The sequence below is a fragment of the Xanthobacter sp. 126 genome, from assembly GCF_000526175.1.
Classification (GTDB): Bacteria; Pseudomonadota; Alphaproteobacteria; order Rhizobiales; family Xanthobacteraceae; genus Xanthobacter; species Xanthobacter aminoxidans.
The window spans coordinates 5,085,580-5,103,292 of sequence record NZ_JAFO01000001.1; the positions used below are offsets into that span (position 1 = coordinate 5,085,580).

16 protein-coding genes are annotated in these 17,713 nt (G+C 69.6%); 8 read left to right on the top strand and 8 right to left on the bottom strand.

Going from position 1 to position 17,713, the window contains the following annotated elements; translation table 11 throughout:
* Positions 1-403: 403 nt before the first annotated feature.
* Together XAN126_RS0124070 and XAN126_RS0124075 are read left to right on the top strand one after the other, a co-directional pair.
* Positions 404-2,440 (top strand): TonB-dependent siderophore receptor, encoded by a 2,037-nt coding sequence (locus XAN126_RS0124070; protein WP_029877673.1) that lies wholly within the window; start codon positions 404-406, stop codon positions 2,438-2,440.
* Between the two features lie 5 nt (positions 2,441-2,445).
* Complete coding sequence (locus XAN126_RS0124075) at positions 2,446-3,684, top strand: PepSY-associated TM helix domain-containing protein (RefSeq protein ID WP_197024089.1); 1,239 nt, start codon at positions 2,446-2,448, stop codon at positions 3,682-3,684.
* Between the two features lie 16 nt (positions 3,685-3,700).
* Here XAN126_RS0124075 and lepA read toward each other — a convergent pair whose 3' ends face one another.
* From lepA to hemC, 5 genes are all read right to left on the bottom strand, one after another.
* Positions 3,701-5,506 carry a translation elongation factor 4 gene (gene lepA / locus XAN126_RS0124080; protein WP_024281111.1) on the bottom strand — a complete coding sequence of 602 codons (1,806 nt, stop codon included), beginning with the start codon at positions 5,504-5,506 and terminating at the stop codon, positions 3,701-3,703.
* A gap of 407 nt (positions 5,507-5,913) precedes the next feature.
* On the bottom strand, positions 5,914-7,716 hold the full coding sequence (locus tag XAN126_RS0124085) for a heme biosynthesis HemY N-terminal domain-containing protein (RefSeq protein ID WP_024281112.1): 1,803 nt from the start codon (positions 7,714-7,716) through the stop codon (positions 5,914-5,916).
* A complete protein-coding gene (locus tag XAN126_RS0124090) occupies positions 7,713-9,239 on the bottom strand; it encodes a hypothetical protein (RefSeq protein ID WP_024281113.1) in 1,527 nt (508 codons plus the stop codon). The genes XAN126_RS0124085 and XAN126_RS0124090 overlap by 4 nt, the downstream gene beginning before the upstream one ends.
* 110 nt (positions 9,240-9,349) lie before the next feature.
* Complete coding sequence (locus XAN126_RS0124095; protein WP_024281114.1) at positions 9,350-10,048, bottom strand: uroporphyrinogen-III synthase; 699 nt, start codon at positions 10,046-10,048, stop codon at positions 9,350-9,352.
* 138 nt (positions 10,049-10,186) lie between these two features.
* The gene (gene hemC, locus XAN126_RS0124100) at positions 10,187-11,119 is read right to left on the bottom strand and encodes a hydroxymethylbilane synthase (protein ID WP_024281115.1); all 933 of its coding nucleotides are present in this window, start codon (positions 11,117-11,119) and stop codon (positions 10,187-10,189) included.
* A gap of 144 nt (positions 11,120-11,263) precedes the next feature.
* Here hemC and tsaD point away from each other — a divergent pair, with 144 nt between their 5' ends.
* Both tsaD and XAN126_RS0124110 read left to right on the top strand, forming a co-directional pair.
* Complete coding sequence (tsaD, locus tag XAN126_RS0124105) at positions 11,264-12,322, top strand: tRNA (adenosine(37)-N6)-threonylcarbamoyltransferase complex transferase subunit TsaD (protein ID WP_029877675.1); 1,059 nt, start codon at positions 11,264-11,266, stop codon at positions 12,320-12,322.
* Positions 12,323-12,326: 4 nt separating this feature from the next.
* On the top strand, positions 12,327-13,310 hold the full coding sequence (locus XAN126_RS0124110; protein WP_024281117.1) for an NAD(P)H-dependent glycerol-3-phosphate dehydrogenase: 984 nt from the start codon (positions 12,327-12,329) through the stop codon (positions 13,308-13,310).
* A gap of 36 nt (positions 13,311-13,346) precedes the next feature.
* Here the strand turns inward: XAN126_RS0124110 and XAN126_RS0124115 are convergent, their stop codons facing one another.
* Entirely contained in the window at positions 13,347-14,096 is a 750-nt protein-coding gene (locus XAN126_RS0124115) for a YkgJ family cysteine cluster protein (protein WP_024281118.1), read from the bottom strand.
* Positions 14,097-14,270: 174 nt separating this feature from the next.
* On the bottom strand, positions 14,271-14,570 hold the full coding sequence (locus XAN126_RS0124120) for an antibiotic biosynthesis monooxygenase family protein (protein WP_024281119.1): 300 nt from the start codon (positions 14,568-14,570) through the stop codon (positions 14,271-14,273).
* 123 nt (positions 14,571-14,693) lie between these two features.
* Between XAN126_RS0124120 and XAN126_RS0124125 the strand changes: the two genes are divergently transcribed.
* Positions 14,694-15,113: an EVE domain-containing protein gene (locus XAN126_RS0124125; protein ID WP_024281120.1), complete on the top strand. Its 420-nt coding sequence runs from the start codon at positions 14,694-14,696 to the stop codon at positions 15,111-15,113.
* Positions 15,074-15,763 (top strand): methyltransferase, encoded by a 690-nt coding sequence (locus XAN126_RS0124130; RefSeq protein ID WP_051460676.1) that lies wholly within the window; start codon positions 15,074-15,076, stop codon positions 15,761-15,763. Before XAN126_RS0124125 ends, XAN126_RS0124130 begins: the two co-directional genes overlap by 40 nt.
* Before the next feature lie 230 nt (positions 15,764-15,993).
* Here the strand turns inward: XAN126_RS0124130 and XAN126_RS0124135 are convergent, their stop codons facing one another.
* Positions 15,994-16,287: a metalloregulator ArsR/SmtB family transcription factor gene (locus XAN126_RS0124135; protein ID WP_029877678.1), complete on the bottom strand. Its 294-nt coding sequence runs from the start codon at positions 16,285-16,287 to the stop codon at positions 15,994-15,996.
* 128 nt (positions 16,288-16,415) lie between these two features.
* On the opposite strand from XAN126_RS0124135, the gene XAN126_RS0124140 reads away from it, so the two are divergent.
* Both XAN126_RS0124140 and XAN126_RS0124145 read left to right on the top strand, forming a co-directional pair.
* Positions 16,416-16,619: a DUF2892 domain-containing protein gene (locus XAN126_RS0124140; RefSeq protein WP_024281123.1), complete on the top strand. Its 204-nt coding sequence runs from the start codon at positions 16,416-16,418 to the stop codon at positions 16,617-16,619.
* 51 nt (positions 16,620-16,670) lie between these two features.
* Positions 16,671-17,711, top strand: a complete 1,041-nt coding sequence (locus XAN126_RS0124145; protein WP_024281124.1) for an efflux RND transporter periplasmic adaptor subunit — start codon at positions 16,671-16,673, stop codon at positions 17,709-17,711.
* Positions 17,712-17,713 lie beyond the last annotated feature (2 nt).

Consider the following 17,713-nt stretch of genomic DNA (forward strand, 5'->3'; position numbering starts at 1 on the left):
TGGACCAGGCGGCCGCGTCCCGGTGAGCAAAGCACAAGCCGTGCCACAGCGGCCCGCCCGACCCGTCCAGTCCGTTGCGCCGCAAGGAGGAAACCGCATCAGCTGGAATTAGTCTATTTCTAGTCTTGGTGCAGATCAGAACAGTTATCGTTTTGAGACAATCCAATATTATCCGACCTCGGCCCCTGCATATTGCCCCTGCGGTATCTGCTTAATAAAAGAGAATGAAGTATTCTCAATTGCGTCGAGCCCCGCGATGCCCGTCTTTGCACCTCATCCGTACGATCATCGCCGCCAGAACAAGGGCTCCCTGGGTCGCAAAAGCCGGCATAGTCTCGCCGGGAAACCGTTCACGACCATCGCGCTTACGGCCAGATCTCTGCTCACCACATCCGCTTTGATCGTGCCCGTCAGCTTCGGCACGGCACAGGCGCAGGAGGCGGCGCCGTCCGTCGCGTTGCCCACCGTGAACGTCGAGGGCGTGGCCGAGACCGCCTGGGGGCCGGTGGACGGCTATGTGGCCACGCGCTCAGCCGCCGGCACCAAGACAGACACGCCGCTCATCGAGACCCCGCGCTCCATCTCGGTGGTCACGCGGCAGGAGATGGACGACCGGGCGGTGCAGAACGTGGTGGACGCCGTGTCCTACACCGCAGGCGTGCTCACCGGCGCCTACGGGTATGATCCGCGGTTCGACGACATCTACATCCGCGGCTTCGCCGTAACCTCGCGGGGCGACTTCCGCGACGGCCTGTCCCAATTCTCCGGCAATTTCGCCTATTGGCGCACCGACCCCTCCGGCCTCGAGCGCATCGACGTCATCAAGGGACCGGCCGGCGTGCTCTACGGCCAGACCGTGCCGGGCGGCCTCATCAACCGCATCTCCAAGATGCCGGTGGACAAGACCTTCGCGGAAGTGGAGGCGCAGCTCGGCGACCCGGCCTGGTCGCAGGCCGCGTTCGATGTGGGCGGCCGGGCCAATGCGGACGGCAGCGTGCTCTACCGCCTCACCGGCCTCGCCCGGGCGGCCGACGGCACCGTGAGCTACACCACCAACAACGCCCTCTACCTCGCCCCGTCGGTGACGTTCCAGAACGACACCACGCGCCTCACCATCCTCGCCAACGTGCTGGACAGCCGGGTGCCGTCCAACACCCAGTATTGGCAGACCCCCACCACGCTCACCCGCATCCCCATGGGGACTACCTACAACTCCATCCAGCAGGCCCAGGAGCAGATCGGCTATATGCTGGAGCACGCCTTCAACGACGTGTGGAGCGCCAAGCAGAACGTCCGCTACGGCCACATCGACAACCAAAGCCTGTGGATGGACGCCAACGGCGTCGTGACCGGCCCGCTCATCTCCATGACGGCGGCCAACTACATCGAGACCGTGGACAGCTTCCAGGCCGACAACCAGTTGCAGGCCAAGTTCACCACCGGCCCGCTGGAGCACAAGGTGCTCGGAGGCGTCGACTATCTGTGGGCCAACAGCGATTACGGATATGGCGAGGGTCCGGGCGGGACCGTCAACATCTTCAATCCGGACGCGCCCAACCTGCTCGTCACGCCGGCGATCACCGGCACCTACGGCGCCGGCATCAGCCAGGTCGGCCTCTATGTCCAGGACCAGGTGACGCTCGGCGGCTGGCATCTCGTCCTCGGCGGACGGCAGGACTTCGCCTCCACAAGCCAGAGCACCGCCGGGATCGACACCGCCAGCCGCGACGACCAGGCCTTCACTTGGCAGGCGGGCCTCCTCTACGAATTCGCCAACGGCGTCTCGCCCTATGTGAGCTATGCTACCTCCTTCCTGCCCTCCATCAATGTGGACGCCAGCGGCAAGCTGCTGGAGCCCTCCACCGGCGAGCAGTACGAGGCGGGCGTGAAGTATCAGCCCAAGGGCGGGCGCAGCTTCTTCACCTTGTCGGCCTACCAGATCACCCAGAGCAATTATGCGGTGCCCGACCCGGTGAGCTTCAATTACCTCCCCATCGGGAATGTCCGCGTGCGGGGCTTCGAGGCGGAGGCGCTGATGGAGCTGGCGCAGGGACTGGACCTCACCGCGGCCTACACCTTCACCCAGGGCAAGATCATCGACAGCCTGGAGCTGAACACCATCGGCAACACGCCACCCAACATGCCGGCGCACATCGCCTCGCTCTGGGCCAAGTACACCGTGCAGGACGGGGCGTGGAAGGGCTTCGGCGTGGGTGCCGGCATCCGCTACATCGGGCCGTTCTTCTCGGACGGGACCAATCTCTACAAGAACGGCGCGCAATATCCGGTGGACGCCGCGCTCTATTATGAGAAGGACGACTGGAACTTCCAGTTGAATGCGAAGAACGTCTTCGGGCAGCAGAACGCGCTGTTGAACGAGGGCTACTGGTACTGGCAGCAGGGACGCTCGGTGATCGCCTCCGTGCGCTATCGCTGGTGAGCCCCGTGGCGAAGCCGGCACCGGCGAAGCGCTTCAGCCTGCGGCCGGGGCTGGTGTGGGCGCACCGCATCCTCGGCCTGTCCACCGCGCTGTTCCTGGTGATCGCCGGATTGACGGGCAGCGTGCTCGCCTTCCACCACGAGCTGGACGCATGGCTGAACCCCTCCGCCTACCGCGCAACGGCGGTGGGCACGCCCCTCTCGCCGGAGGCGCTGGCGCGCGCCATCGAGGCCGGCCATCCCGACCGGCGGGTTTGGTACATGTCGCTGGAGAGCGAAGCCGGCCATGCCGCCAGCGCCGCTGCCCTCGGCCGCATCGATCCAGCCACCGGCGAATCGGTGCCCATCCCGGCGGACGTGTTCCAGGTGGATCCGGTGAGCGGCGAGGTGCTGGCGGCGCGCCTGTGGGGGGCGTGCTGCTTCTCCGCCTTGAACATCATCCCCTTCCTCTACGAATTCCACCACAACCTGAGCCTTCCCGGCGCCTACGGCATCCTGCTCATGGGCGTGGTGGCGGTGCTGTGGCTGGTGGACGGCTTCGTCGGCTTCGCGCTGACCCTGCCGCGCGGGCGGCCGTTCCTCGCCAAATGGCGGCCGGCCTTCGCCATCAAGGGCGGCAGCGCCTTCCGCCTCAACCTCGACTGGCACCGCGCCGCCGGGCTCTGGCTGTTCGTGGTGCTGATCGCCCTCGCCATCTCCTCGGTGGCGATGAACCTGCGCCGCGAGGTGGTGGAACCGGTGGTGAGCCTGTTCTCGAGCCTCACGCCAACCCCCTTCTCCGCCCCGCCGCGGGAGAAGCTCGCCGAGCGCACCCTTTCCTTCGACGCCATGCTCGAGACCGGGCTCAAGGAGGCCCGCGCCCGCGGCTGGCAGGAACCGGCAAGCGAGATCTTCTTCTCGCCCCACTACGGCGTGTTCGGCGTCGCCTTCGGCGACCACGACGACCCCATGGACACGCGCTGGCTCTATTTCGACGGCGCGACGGCGGCGTTCAAAAACGCCATCATCCCCGGCGTCGGCACGGCGGGGGATGTCTTCATCCAGCTCCAGTTCCCCATCCATTCGGGCCGCGTCTTCGGCCTCACCGGACGCATCATCATCGCCGTGATGGGCGTGGTGATCGCCGGCCTCGCCATCACCGGCGTCGCGGTGTGGTGGATGAAGCGCAAGGGGCGCGTGGGGCGGAAGGCCAAGGCGCGGGCTGCGGGGGCCGACGCCCGGACGAAGGCGATGCCGGCCGAGTGAGGTGGGGGTTAAGCCCTCACTCGTCCATCTTCAGCGCGGCGATGAAGGCTTCCTGCGGAATCTCCACCTTGCCGAACTGGCGCATCTTCTTCTTGCCTTCCTTCTGCTTGTCCAGAAGCTTGCGTTTGCGCGTGATGTCGCCGCCATAGCACTTGGCGGTCACGTCCTTGCGCAGGGCCTTGATGGTCTCGCGGGCAATGATCTTGGCGCCGATGGCGGCCTGGATGGGGATGTTGAACAGATGCTGGGGGATGAGATCCTTCAGCTTCTCGCACATCACCCGGCCGCGCGCCTCGGCCCGCGTGCGGTGGACCAGCATGGAGAGGGCGTCCACCGGCTCGGCATTGACGAGGATGGACATCTTCACGAGGTCGCCGGGGCGATACTCGGTGATCTGGTAGTCGAACGAGGCGTAGCCCTTGGAGATGGACTTCAGCCGGTCGTAGAAATCGAACACCACCTCGTTCAGCGGCAGGTCATAGGTGACCATGGCGCGCGCGCCCACATAGGTCAGCTCGATCTGGTTGCCGCGCCGGTCCTGGCACAGCTTGAGCACGCTGCCGAGATAATCGTCCGGGGTGAGGATGGTGGCGCGGATCCACGGCTCGTGGATCTCCTCGATCTTCACCACGTCCGGCATGTCGGCCGGGTTGTGCAAATCGATGGTCGTGCCGTCCGTCATCTCGATCTGGTAGATGACCGAAGGGGCGGTGGCGATCAGGTCGAGGTTGAACTCGCGCTCCAGCCGCTCCTGGATGATCTCCAGGTGCAGCAGCCCGAGGAAGCCGCAGCGGAAGCCGAAGCCGAGCGCGGCCGAGGTCTCCATCTCGAAGGAGAAGCTGGCGTCGTTGAGGCGCAGCTTGCCCATGGCGGCGCGCAGATCCTCGAACTGGGCCGCATCTACCGGGAACAGGCCGCAGAACACCACCGGCTGCGCCGGCTTGAAGCCCGGCAGCATCTCCGCGCAGGGGCGCTTTTCCTCGGTGATGGTGTCGCCGACGCGGGTGTCCGCCACTTCCTTGATGGAGCCGTTGAGGAAGCCGATCTCGCCCGGTCCCAGCTCGTTCAGAACCACCATCTTGGGGGTGAACACGCCCACGCGGTCCACGTCATAGGTGGCGTCGGCGGCCATCATCTTGATGCGCTGGCCCTTCTTGAGCACGCCGTCGATGATGCGCACCAGCACCACGACGCCGAGATAGGTGTCGTACCAGCTGTCCACCAGCAGCGCCTTCAGCGGCGCGTCGCGGTCGCCCATGGGGGGCGGCAGGCGGGTGACGATGGCCTCCAGCACCTGATCGACGTTGAGGCCGGTCTTGGCGGAGATGCCGATGGCGTCCGACGCGTCGAGGCCGATCACGTCCTCGATCTGCGCCTTCACCTTCTCCGGCTCGGCGGCGGGCAGGTCCACCTTGTTGAGCACCGGCACGATGTCGTGGTTGTTGTCGATGGCCTGATAGACGTTGGCGAGCGTCTGCGCCTCCACGCCCTGCGAGGCGTCCACCACCAGCAGCGAGCCCTCCACGGCGGCGAGCGAGCGGTTCACCTCATAGGCGAAATCCACGTGCCCGGGGGTGTCGATGAGGTTGAGGACGTAGGTCTCGCCGTCCTTGGCCTTGTAGGAGAGGCGGACCGTCTGCGCCTTGATGGTGATGCCGCGCTCGCGCTCGATATCCATGCTGTCGAGCACCTGCTCCGTCATCTCGCGCTCGGAGAGCCCGCCGGTGATCTGGATCAGGCGGTCGGCGAGGGTCGACTTCCCGTGGTCGATATGGGCGACGATGGAGAAGTTGCGGATGTGCTTCTGGGCGCTGGCGGTCATCCGCGCCGCATAGCATCGGCGCGGGGCGGCCACAAGGCGAAGGCGCGATTAGGGTCGCGCTGGGACGCGCAACGGCGGCTTGCGCCACCTTCTCCCGCAAGGGGAGAAGGGAAGACGGGTCCTGCCGGCCTCCACAATGGAGAGCCATCCCACCCGTTAGCGCCCCCTCTCCCCTCGAAGCCGGCGATTGCCGGCTTCGAACTCCACGAGCCAAACTCGGCAACAGCCGAGTTTGGGCGGGAGAGGGCTGGGGTGAGGGGTATGCCTCTCCGGTTGCCGGGCCGTGTGAGGACCGGAACCAGCCCCCTCATCCGCCGCGCGGCATGCGCCGCGCGCCACCTTCTCCCGCGAGGGGAGAAGGGAAAGACCGCGTCGGCGGATCGTCAGGCTTCAAGAAAAACCTGCGCTCAGAGCCCCATCAGGCGGCGGGACTTGGAGGTCGGGTCGGGTTCCTCCGTCGCGTCCGCCTCGGGGCCGGGATCATCAGGCAAAGGCGGCAGGGCGACGATGGCGTCGGCCTTCTTTCCGGTCTCGGGCTTGCCGTTCTGCCTCGCCCGAGCGCGGGCATTGTCCGCGCCATTGCCGGCGGGCGGGGCGAGGATGACCGGCACCGGCTCCGCGGCCTTGCCGGTCTTGGGATCGGGACCCTTTGAGTCTGCGATTTTCGATGCGGGGGTCGCGCCGGCGGCGACGGGCTCAGGCGGCACGGGCACCTCGGCCCCCACCGCCGCCGCTCCGGGGGCGGCAGCCTCCGCCGCAGCAGTCTCCGCCGCCTTCGTCTCCACGGCCTTCTGCTCGACGCGCTTCTCCTCGGCCAGCTTCTGCTCCGCGATCTTCTTCTGCTCGGCGATCTTGGCGTCCTCGCTGGCGCGGACGGCGGCGATGGCCGCCTTCACCCGCTCGGCCTCGTGCTCCAGGATCGGGGTGGCGGAGACGCCGGGTGGTACCTCCCACACGAAGGCGTCGAGCCGGCCGGACACCGGCGACACCGGCGCCCAGCGGTCGGAAACAACCCCATCGGCGATCCAGGCGGGATCGCGATTGGCGCGCACGGCGCGGGCGGTCCACTCGCGGGCCTTGCCGATATCGGCATGCTCGGCCGCTTCCAGCTCCGCCATCAGCAGGCAGACGCGCTGGCTGGGATCGTCCAGCAGCGGCTCCAGCACGAGGCGGGCCTGGCGGAATTCCTGCGCGTCGATGGCCGCGCGGGCGAGTGCGATGGCGCTTTCCCGCTGGGAGGGCGCCTTGTTGGCGAGGGTGCGGATGCGCTTCAGGCGATCCAGCACCGCATCGCCGGGACGCAGATAGGCCTCCACATCGGCGAGTTCGGGATGCGGGTTCGCCGCAAAGGCGGTCTCGACGATCTTCGCCGCCTTGCGCAGCTCCCCGGCGGCGCCCAGCAGGCGGCCTGCGCAGGCGGCGGCGGGCACGAGGGTGGGGGCGAGATGCACCGCCTCCACCGCCTTCTCGCGGGCGACCAGCGGGTCGGTCTGTTCCAGCGCGATGGCCTCGGCGGCGAGCAGCACGGCGCGGCGGCGCTTGTACTGGGCCTTGTCGATGCCCTTCTGCGCCATCTGGCGTTCGAGAACCGTGCGGGCGCCGGCATAGTCCCCGGCGGCGCAGCGCGCCTCGATCACCGCATCGGCGGCCCAGCCGAGCATCGGGGCGGCCGAGGCGGCCTCCTCGGCGATGGCATAGGCGGCGGCCTTGTCGCCGGCCTTGCGGGCTTCCATGTGCAAGCCGCGCAGGCCGAGGAGGCGGGTGGAGGGATCGTCCACCATGGCGCGGAAGGCGGCGATGGCCACTTCCGGCTTGCCGTCGAGCTGGGCGGCCTGGGCGGTGAGGAGATGGGTCAAAGGCTCGTGCGGCAGGAGCCGCGCGGCGTCATGGCGCGCCTGCCGGACGGCGGCATTGTCGCCGATGCCCACCGCGAGCAGGCCGCGCGACACCGCTTGCCAGCCCTTCTCGCGCTTGCGACGGCGGGAGAAGGCGGCGATCAGCTTGGGCGAGCGGACGAGCAGCGAGAGCAGCCGCCAGAGCAGCAGCAGCACCCCGGAGACGACCGCGATGACGGCGAGGGCCACCGGCACGGTGGTTTCCACCCGCCAGCCCTCCCACACCACGGCGATCTCGCCCGGCCGGTCGGCGAGCCAGGAGACGCCGAAGGCGGCGGCGGCGAGGAGGATCAGGAGCAGGACGAGGCGGATCACGGCACCTTCCCCGAAATGGCAGCCAGCTGCTGCTGGAAGAGAGATCCGGCGGCCTTGACCGCGGCGGCCCGCGCCTCGATGTCGCGGATGACGGCGAGGCGCTGCTGCACGCTGTCGGGCAGCTGTTTCAAGGTCTTCAGGGCCTCGTCGAGCTGACCGGCGCGCACCTGGGTGACGGCTGTGCCGAGGAGCCCTTCCGAATCCACCGAGCCGGGGCCGGTGGCGGGGCGCACCTTCACGAGGTTTTCGGCCGAGGACATCAGCCGGTCCATCAGCGAAGCGCTGGTATTCGCCGGGGCGGGCGCGGCGGCGCCGAGGGCGGCGGCCCCTTCCTGGGCGAGGCGGGCGGCGAGCGCGGCGGAGGGCGCGAACCCCTTCTCGGCTGCGGCGGCGAAGGCGTCGAGCTGGCCGGCATTGGCGCCGAGCGTGGCGCGGGCGGCGGCAAGTTCGGCGGCGAAGGGGCGGCCGGAGACCACCGCATCGCGGAAGGCGGCGACCACCACGAGGCTGGACGCCGTGCGGTTGAACTGGGTGGCGGCGGCGCTCGCCTCCTCGATCTGCTTCTTCAGCGCGTCGAAGCGGGGGCCGATGGCCTCGGCCTGCTTCTCCAGCCCCTGCACCTGCGGCCCGAGGGCCTGCGTCTGGGTGGCGAGGGCCTGCACCTGCGGAGCGAGTGACTGGGTGGCGCCGATGAGCGCTTGCACCTGCGGGGCCAGAGCCTCCACCTTCGCGCCCGCCTCGCGGGTTCCGGTGGTGGCGGCGGCGACAGCCGTGCGCAGGGCGCTGTCGCTGCCCTTCAGGGCGTCCACGTCGCGGCGCAAGGCGGCCAGCGCCTCGCGGCCCTGCTCGGCGGCGGTCTTGAGATCGTCCACGCTTTTCACAAGCGCCGGAGGGATGGCGGGAGCTGCGGGGGCAGCGGACGGCGCGGCGGCGGGCGCGGCCTTCAGCCCGGCGAGGGCCTCCTGCACCGCCTTCAGCGTGGCCTCGTCGCGATCGAGTCGCTCGGAGAGGGCGGCGATGGCCCGGGGATCGACGGCGGGCCGGGCCTCCAGCGCGGCGATGCGCGACTGGAGCGGCGAGAGGTCCACCTTCGGCGCGGCCACCGGGGCCGGGGGATAAAGGATGGGCAGGGCGTACCACAGCCCGCCGGCCGCCGCGCCGCCGCCGATGAGGCCGGCGATCAGCGCCGCGAACACGGTGCCGCCGCCGCCCTTGCGAGGGGCTTCCGGAGCCGGATGCGGCGGGGGCGAGGGGTCGGCCGGCGTGTCGCCGTCCTGCCGAACCTCGGTCTCGGCCACCTGCTCGGCGCTCTTCTCGGGGGCTTCAGTGCCGACAGAAGCGTCGGCCAAAGCGGGAGCCGCCACGGGCTCTTCAGCCGGCGTGCCGGACGCGGCCGGCTCGGACGTAACCGGGGCGCGGGCGATCTCCTGCGCCTTCAGGTCGAGCGTGGGCGGAGTGCGGGGCGGTCGGGAGGAGAAGTTCTCCGCCTTCGGATCGTCGCTCGCCGGCGTATTGGTGGCCATCGGCGTCGCTCGTGCCTCCCTATTGGGTTCGGACCCGTCTTCGGGACCGGGATAGACCGGCCGGGGCCGGGCCGCAACCGCGGCGCCCGCCCCCGTCCCTCACAGCCGCGTCACAGCAGCGCGAACAATGCGTCCTCATTGGGCGCGGCGGCGACTTCCACCACCAGACCCTTGCGAACGAACGGCTCGGCCACCTGCTCGGACAGGCACAGTTCCCTCACACCGGTCAACGTGTCGTTAAGCCCCGCGCCTTCGACGCACCTGAGGAGCGTCTTCACCGTCCGCTGGGAGAAGTGCAGCGCGGCCTTAACGGTTCCGCTCTCAAGGGCCGCACGGGCCTCCTCGCTCAGGGCATCGGCCGGTTCGGCAGCATAGACGATGGCGAGGTCCAGCGAGATGCCGGGGGCGGCGAGCAGGCCGGCGAGATCGGCGGCGCGGTCCTCCCCCGCCGGGTTCAGCACCCGCGCGCCGGAAGGAAGTACCGCCGCAATGCGCCCGGCCAGCGCCGAGGCATCGCCGTCGCAATCGGTCACCTGGGCAAAGCCGATGGCACGGGCCTCCTTGGCCGTGCGCGGCCCCACCGCGAAGGCCGGCAGATGCAGGAAGCGCTTGCCGTCCGGGTGGGCGGCGAAGGCCGTCACCCCGTTGATGGAGGTAAAGGCCACCGCATCGAACGGGCGGTCCGGCAATGGTGTCGTGGTGGGGGCGATCCGCAGCATGGGATCGACGGTCACGTCATGCCCCAGCGCCCGAAGACGCTTGGCGGTCTGGTTCGCCGCAGGCAGCGGCCGAGTGACGAGAACATGCATGGGCAAAATCAATCGAGCGGAAGAACGGGGCAGAACAACGGCCGACGCGACCCGTGCCGCGCCGAAAAACACCGGACGCGGCGGCAGCCGCGCCCGAAACCCGAACTCCGGCGCGACCGAAATGGCCGCGCCGGAAACTCACAATCCCAGCGCGCGGGCCGGGGCGCTGGCGCGCAATTCGGTGCCCAGCGCGGTGCCAAGCGCGGCGGCATCGGCAATGGGTGCCGCGCCGGAGGCTTCCGCCGCATCCGCCCCATCGGGCGTCATGACGAGGCCGGAGAGGCGCACCTGATCGCCCTCCACCCGGGCGAGGCCGGCGATGGGGGTGCGGCAGGAGCCGTCGAGGGCGGTCAGGAACGCGCGCTCGGCGGCCAGCGCGATGCCGGTGTCGCGGCAGGCGATGGCGGCGATGGCCGCATTGGTGGCGGGATCATGCACGCGGCATTCGATGGCCACGGCCCCCTGCCCCACCGCCGGCAGGAATTCCGAGGTGGCCAGCACCGCGCTCGCCACCTCGGCGAGGCCGAGCCGCGTGAGGCCGGCGAGGGCGAGCAGCGTGCCGTCGAAATCCCCGTCCCGCACCCGTGCGAGGCGGGTGTGGACGTTGCCGCGCAGCAATTCGACCTTGAGGTCCGGCCGCAGGCGCCGCAATTGCGCCTCCCGCCGGAGCGAGGCGGTGCCCACCCGCGCGCCGGCCGGCAAATCGGCGAGGCCGGCACCGGATTTCAGGATCAGCGCATCGCGCACGTCGGCGCGCGGCAGGTAGCCGGCGAGGTGCAGGCCCTCGGGGAGATAGGTCGCGACGTCCTTGGCGGAATGCACGGCGAGGTCCACGCGGCCGTCCAGCAGCGCTTCCTCTAGCTCCTTGGTGAAGAGCCCCTTGCCGCCGGCCTCGGACAACGCCCGGTCCTGGATCTGGTCGCCGGTGGTGCGGATGACCTCGACGGCGACCTCGGCCGGCGCGACGTTCAGCGCCTCAGCCAGGGCCGCCTGCACCGCATGGGCCTGCCACAGGGCAAGCGGGCTGCCACGGGTGCCGATGCGCAGAACAGGGGATTTTCCGCCGGACATTTCTTCCAATTTCGTATTCTCGTTCAGGGATGCGTAGAATGCGCGAGGGATTCGAAACGGGATAGGCGGCGTTGCGGCGCAGCGCAATGGCGGCGCGCAACGTGGTGCGCGCGCCCTTGGGAGGATCAAGGTTTGCCCGATCTCATGGTGCTCGGCATCGAGACCACCTGCGACGAGACGTCGGCCGCGGTGGTGACGCGCTCGCCCTCGGGCGCGTCGGACATCCGCTCCAACGTCATCCGCTCGCAGGTGGAAATCCATTCGCCCTATGGCGGCGTGGTGCCGGAGATCGCGGCGCGCGCCCATGTGGAGGTGCTGGACCATGTGATCGCCGAGGCCATGCGGCAGGCGAACGTGGATTATTCCGAGCTTTCCGGCATCGCGGCTGCGGCCGGTCCGGGCCTCATCGGCGGGGTCATCGTCGGGCTCACCACCGCCAAGGCCATCGCGCTCGCGGCCAAGAAGCCGCTGGTGGCGGTGAACCACCTTGAAGCCCACGCCCTCACCGCGCGCCTCACCGATGGCGTCGCCTTCCCCTATCTCCTGCTCCTCGTCTCCGGCGGGCACACACAGCTCCTCGCCATCGAAGATGTGGGCAAATACACCCGCCTCGGCACCACTTTGGACGACGCGGTGGGCGAGGCCTTCGACAAGGTGGCGAAGATGCTGAGCCTGCCCTATCCGGGCGGCCCGCAGGTGGAGGAGCAGGCGAAGCACGGCTATTCCGCCCGCTTCGCCTTCCCGCGCCCGCTTCTGGGGCGGCGCGAGCCCGATTTCTCCCTTTCCGGCCTCAAGACCGCGGTGCGGCTGGAGGCGGATCGCCTGGCCCCCCTCTCGGACGAGGACGTGGCGGATCTGTGCGCCAGCTTCCAGGCGGCGGTGGTGGACCTCATCGCCGACCGCGTGCGCGCCGGCGCCCGCGCTTTCCGCGACCGGCTGGGGCGCGGCCCCACCGCTTTGGTGGTGGCCGGCGGCGTCGCCGCCAACGGCATGATCCGCGAGAACCTCGCCAAGGTGGCCGCGGAGCTGAACACCCGCTTCGCCATGCCGGCGCCGGTGCTGTGCACCGACAATGGCGCCATGATCGCCTGGGCCGGCGCCGAGCGCCTCGCCCGTGGCATCCGCGACCGCCTCGACGTGAGCCCGCGCGCCCGCTGGCCGCTCGATCCGGCGGCCGCCGCCTCCGCCACCGCGCGGGCCTGACACGGTGTCGGGTTCCAGCTTTCGCCGCATCGGCGTGATGGGCGCGGGCGCCTGGGGCACCGCTCTCGCCAATGCCGCCGCCCGCGCCGGGCGCGAGGTGGTGCTGTGGGGGCGCGACGCGCAGGCCATGGCCGACATGGCGTCGGCCCGCGAGAACCGGGCCGATTTGCCGGGCCTCGCGCTTGATCCCGCCGTCTCCCCCGTCTCCGACCTCGATTTGATCGCCGATTGCGACGCCGTGCTGCTGGTGGTGCCGGCGCAGGCCTGCCGGGAGGCGCTGGGGCATCTCGGCTCCCGCGTGCCGGCAGGCCTGCCCGTCATCTCCTGCGCCAAGGGCATCGAGCGCGGCACCCGCGCCTTCATGAGCGAGGTGATCGCCGAGGCCCTGCCCGGCGCCCGCCCCGCCGTGCTCTCCGGCCCCAGCTTCGCCACCGACGTGGCGGCCGGCCTGCCCACGGCGGTGACGCTGGCGGCGGGCGACGGCGCGCTGGCGAAGGATCTCGCGCAGGCGCTGGGCTCCTCCACGCTCCGGCTCTACCACTCCACCGACGTGCGCGGTGCCGAGATCGGCGGGGCGGCGAAGAATGTGCTGGCCATCGCCGCCGGCATCGTCGCCGGCCGCCGGCTCGGGGCCAGCGCCGCCGCCGCCTTGGTGGCGCGGGGCTTTGCCGAGCTGATGCGCTTCGGCGCCGCCTATGGCGCCCGGCCGGAGACCATCACCGGCCTCTCCGGCCTCGGCGACCTCATCCTCACCACCTCCGGCCCGCAATCGCGCAACTTCGCCTTCGGCCGCGCGCTGGGGGCGGGCGAGGCGGGCGCGGGAAAGCTGGCGGAAGGCGCCTTCACCGCCAGCGTGCTGGTGGAGATGGCGGCGGCCAAGGGCGTGGACGTTCCCGTCAGCGCCGCCGTGGACGCGGTGCTCGCCGGCCGCCTCGGCATCGACGGCGCCATCGAGGCGCTGATGGCCCGGCCGCAGCGCGCGGAGTGATCCAGACAGGGGCGACTTTAAACCGGCCGCGCGGGCTTATGCCTTCAGCCGGTCGAAGGTGCGGCCCATCTCCTCGCGGCTCACATGGGCGATGATGGCGGGGTCGAGCACATCCTCGCCGGCGCGGAAGGCGGCCTCGGCGTCGGGGTGGGCGAGCGCGATGCGCAGGGCGCCGAGCAGGTCGTAGAGCGCCCACGGCTTGCCGGCATCCCGCAGGGCCGACTGCAGCGCCCCCTGCACCAGTGCCCGCACCGTGCGATGGGATTCGGAGACCGGCACCTCGTCCGCCTCCCCCTCCAGCGCGGCGATGCAGGCCTCGGCATCGAAGGAGACGTGGCCGCGACAGGCCAGCGGGCGCACCGGATAGATGACGCAGATGCCCTCGGCGAGGAACGGGCATTCCCCGCCCAGCGCCATGGTGCCGGAGGCGGCGGGCGCGGTCGCCTGCGCGACGGCGAGGCGGGCGGGAAGGTCAATGCCCACCTTGCGGAAGCCCTCGGCCATGGCGCGGACATAGCGCGCCACCATCAGCACCTCGGGCATGGTGGCCGCCACCTGGATGCGGCAGCAGGTGCCGCAACCCTTGTGGCAGGCGAGCGGCGGCAGATCCTTGGTCTGCTCGGTCACATTGTGCTCGTAGCTGGAGAAGGCCTGCATCCAGATGCGGTCGACGATCTCGGCCGAGCCCGCATGGGCACCGAGGGTCGCGCCGAAGGCGGCGTGCTGGGCACGGAAAAAGGCGGCAGGACCATCGGACGCGGGGTCCGTCCCGGAAGCGATCGCCACGGCAAGCCTCCAAAAATGCGTCGCGCCCCAAACGGGCGATCCGGCACGCTGGCCAAAAGCCAGAGCCGGAGCATTGAGATGGAACAAGCTATGTACGTTCGGGAATAGCCATCAAGTCCGGGAAACTGCGTAGGGGTCCCGCCCTCCCTCACTGGAGAGGGCGGGAGGAGGCCGTCAGAAGTAGGTCGCCACTCCGCTCGTGTGCTCCACCGATGGCGGGTTGACGAAATAGGGGCTGACGAGGCGGCGCCATTCCTGGAACTCGGGCGAGTTGCGGAAGTGGACCATGTGGTCCTCGACGCTCTCCCAGGTGACGAGCAGGGTATAGCGCGTGGGCGTCTCCACGCCGCGCGCCAGCGACATGCCGATGCAGCCGCGCGACTTCTGGAAATAGGGCGCCGCCTCCCTCACCGCCGCCTCGAAGGCCGCCTCGGAGCCTTCCTTGATGTCGAGCGTGGCAACCTCATAGACCATGTGCGCTTCCTTGATGTGATGCGGCGACCGTCCGCGCCGCCGGCGGAGATTAATCCCTCGGCCTTGCCAAGCAAGGCGGGAAACGGCACATCCGAACCATCGATTGCGAACGCGAGCATTGCCATGGCCCACTGGCTCTACAAGTCCGAACCCTTCAAATGGTCCTGGGAGATGCAGGTGAAGGCGGGGGCCAAGGGCACCCACTGGGACGGGGTGCGCAACCACCTCGCCAAGCAGCAGCTCCTCGCCATGAAGATCGGCGACACCGGCTTCTTCTACCATTCCAACGAGGGCAAGGAGATCGTCGGCATCGTCGAGGTCATCAAGGAGGCCTACCCGGACCCCTCCGACCCCACCGGCAAGTTCGTGATGGTGGACATCAAGGCGGTGAAGCCGCTGAAGACCCCCGTCACCCTCGCCGCCGTGAAGGCCGAGCCGCGCCTGTCCGAAATGGCGTTGATGAAGTTCTCCCGCCTCTCGGTGCAGCCGGTGACGGACGAGGAATGGACCCTCGTCTGCGCCATGGGCGGCATCAAGGGGTGAGCCGCCCCATCACCGACCCGAACGCCTTCATCCGCGCCGAGACGCGCCTGCGCCCAGTACCGTTGGTGCCGGAGGTCTCTCTCCATGTGGCCGACGAGGCAGTGCCCATCTGGCATCGCACCGAGGAGGAACTGGGCGAACTCGGCCTGCCGCCGCCCTTCTGGGCCTTCGCCTGGGCCGGCGGGCAGGCGCTCGCGCGGCATGTGCTGGACCATCCCGAGACGGTGCAGGGAAAGCGCGTGTTGGATTTCGCCTCCGGCTCCGGGCTGGTGGGCATCGCCGCCATGAAGGCGGGGGCGACCTCTGTGACGTGCGCCGACATCGACCCGTTCGCGGTGGCCGCCATCGCGCTGAACGGGGCGGCGAACGGCGTCGCCCTCTCGCCCACGCGGGACGACCTCATCGGCCGCGACGACGGCTGGGACACGGTGCTCGCCGGCGACATCGCCTATGAGCGGGACCTTGCGGAAAAGGTCTTCGCCTGGCTCCTCGCCCTCGCCGGGCGCGGCGCGACGATTCTCATCGGCGATCCCGGCCGCACCTACCTGCCCCAGGACCGGCTGACGAAGCTGGCGGAATATTCGGTTCCGGTGACACGGGAGCTGGAAGACATGGAGATCAAGCGCACGGCCGTCTGGCGGCCGGCGTAGGACGCGCCCGCTCCCCGGACAAGCGAGGGCGCAGCCGGAGCGCTGATCCGGGGTCCAGCGCAAGAGTTCCGCGAAGCGGACAAAGCGCGAGAACGGTGGGGGTTCGGAAACGCCTTCGGCGGTCCGTTGCGCTGGACCCCGGCTCGCATTCCGCTGCGCTCCATGCGTCCGGGGCGCGAGAGCGGTTCTCGGGACAAGCGACAGCGTGTCCGATACGCGAGGGCTGCCCCTCAGCACTCCACCCGGTTCGGGCAGAACGCCTTGTGAAGGGCGGCGATCACCGCCAGCACCTCCTCGCGCGCGATGCGATAGAACACGCTGGTGCCCTCCCGGCGCGCCTCCACCAGCCCATCCGACCTCAGCCGCATGAGTTGCTGCGACATGGGCACCTGCTCGATGGCGAGTTCGTCGCGCAGCTGCGCGACGGATTTCTCGCCATCCACCAGCGCGCACAGAACCAGCAGGCGCTGCGGGTGGGACAGGCTGCGCATCAGTTCGGCGGCCCGCTCCGAAGCGGGGATCATCTCGACAACATTCATAGTCTTGAATTTATGATAATCGAATGTTAGATGCAATGGCAACGCGGGACACCCCGCACGGAAGGGACGCCCCAAAGAGCGCCTCAACGAAGCAGGATCTCGGGAGCAGGATAATGTCTGTCGATCGCATCGTCATGATGTTTGCGGGTTTTATGGTGCTGGCCTCGCTCGGCCTCGGCCTCACCGTGTCGCCCTATTTCTTCTGGCTCACCGCCTTCGTAGGCGCGAACCTGATGCAGGCGTCGGTCACCGGCTTCTGCCCGGCGGCCATCCTCTTGAAGAAGCTGGGCGTGAAGCCCGGCGTCGCCTTCACCTGAACTCCCGTTTCTGACCCCCGCCCGGCGCGAGGCCGGGCAGAGAGAGCCACCATGTCCCTGCGCTTCATCCCGCCCGCCGCGGCCTTCGCGGTGGCGATGGCTGCCCTTTTGCCTGCGTATGGCGCCTTCCCCGGCACCGCCCGCGCCGCCGATTTCACCGTGCGCAACGTGGAGGTGCCGGAGCTGAAGGGCGTCTTCGGCGAGGTCAAGAGCCGCACCGTGGTGCCCGCCCGCGCCCGCATCGGCGGCACCGTGCGCTCCGTCACCGTCTCCGAAGGCGACAAGGTGAAGGAGGGCGACGAGATCGCCCTGGTGGTGGACGACAAGAACGCCCTCTCGCTGAACGCCGCCGACGCCAAGATCAAGGAGCTGGCCTCCCAGCTCGAGAATGCGAAGATCGACTTGGACCGCGCCCAGCAGCTCGTCGCCCGGGGCTTCGCCAGCCAGGCGCGGCTCGATACCGCCAAGACCCAGTTCGACGTGGCCACCAACCAGGTCACGGCCTCCCAGGCCGACCGCGCTGTGGTGCTCCAGCGCGCCCGCGAGGGCGCCGTGCTCGCCCCCGCCGATGGCCGCGTCCTCACCGTTCCGGTGACGCCCGGCAGCGTGGTGCTGGCCGGCGACGAGATCGCCCGCATCGCCTCCGGCCCCTATTATCTTCGCCTCTCTTTGCCGGAGCGTCACGCCGCCTCCATCCGCGAGGGCGGCACGGTGCGCATCGGCGAGCGCGGCATTTCGCAGGACAAGGCCGGCTCTCCCGCCACCGCCCGGCCGGGCCGCATCGTGAAGGTCTATCCGGAGATTTCCGCCGGCCGCGTCATGGCCGACGTGGAGGTGAACGATCTCGGCAACTACTTCGTCAACGAGCGCACGCTGGTGTGGGTGGAGATCGGCAAGCGCGCGGTGCTGGCCGTTCCGGCCGCCCTCATCCGGACCCAGCACGGCATCGATTATGTGACGCTGGCCACCGCAGGCGGGCCACTCGACGTACCCGTCATCCTCGGCGAGCGGTTTGCCGGCGACGACGGCGAGCGGGTGGAAATTCTCACCGGCCTCAAGGACGGGGACGTGATCTCCGCGGCGGGGCACTGACC

Bases quoted from the DNA above. Each gene is read 5' to 3' on its own strand.
- lepA (WP_024281111.1), bottom strand. From the start codon at position 5,506: ATGACCGCCAGCGCCCAGAAGCACATCCGCAACTTCTCCATCGTCGCC.
- XAN126_RS0124090 (WP_024281113.1), bottom strand. From the start codon at position 9,239: ATGGCCACCAATACGCCGGCGAGCGACGATCCGAAGGCGGAGAACTTC.
- XAN126_RS0124095 (WP_024281114.1), bottom strand. From the start codon at position 10,048: ATGCATGTTCTCGTCACTCGGCCGCTGCCTGCGGCGAACCAGACCGCC.
- hemC (WP_024281115.1), bottom strand. From the start codon at position 11,119: ATGTCCGGCGGAAAATCCCCTGTTCTGCGCATCGGCACCCGTGGCAGC.
- tsaD (WP_029877675.1), top strand. From the start codon at position 11,264: ATGGTGCTCGGCATCGAGACCACCTGCGACGAGACGTCGGCCGCGGTG.
- XAN126_RS0124120 (WP_024281119.1), bottom strand. From the start codon at position 14,570: ATGGTCTATGAGGTTGCCACGCTCGACATCAAGGAAGGCTCCGAGGCG.
- XAN126_RS0124125 (WP_024281120.1), top strand. From the start codon at position 14,694: ATGGCCCACTGGCTCTACAAGTCCGAACCCTTCAAATGGTCCTGGGAG.
- XAN126_RS0124130 (WP_051460676.1), top strand. From the start codon at position 15,074: ATGGACCCTCGTCTGCGCCATGGGCGGCATCAAGGGGTGAGCCGCCCC.
- XAN126_RS0124135 (WP_029877678.1), bottom strand. From the start codon at position 16,287: ATGATCCCCGCTTCGGAGCGGGCCGCCGAACTGATGCGCAGCCTGTCC.
- XAN126_RS0124140 (WP_024281123.1), top strand. From the start codon at position 16,416: ATGTCTGTCGATCGCATCGTCATGATGTTTGCGGGTTTTATGGTGCTG.
- XAN126_RS0124145 (WP_024281124.1), top strand. From the start codon at position 16,671: ATGTCCCTGCGCTTCATCCCGCCCGCCGCGGCCTTCGCGGTGGCGATG.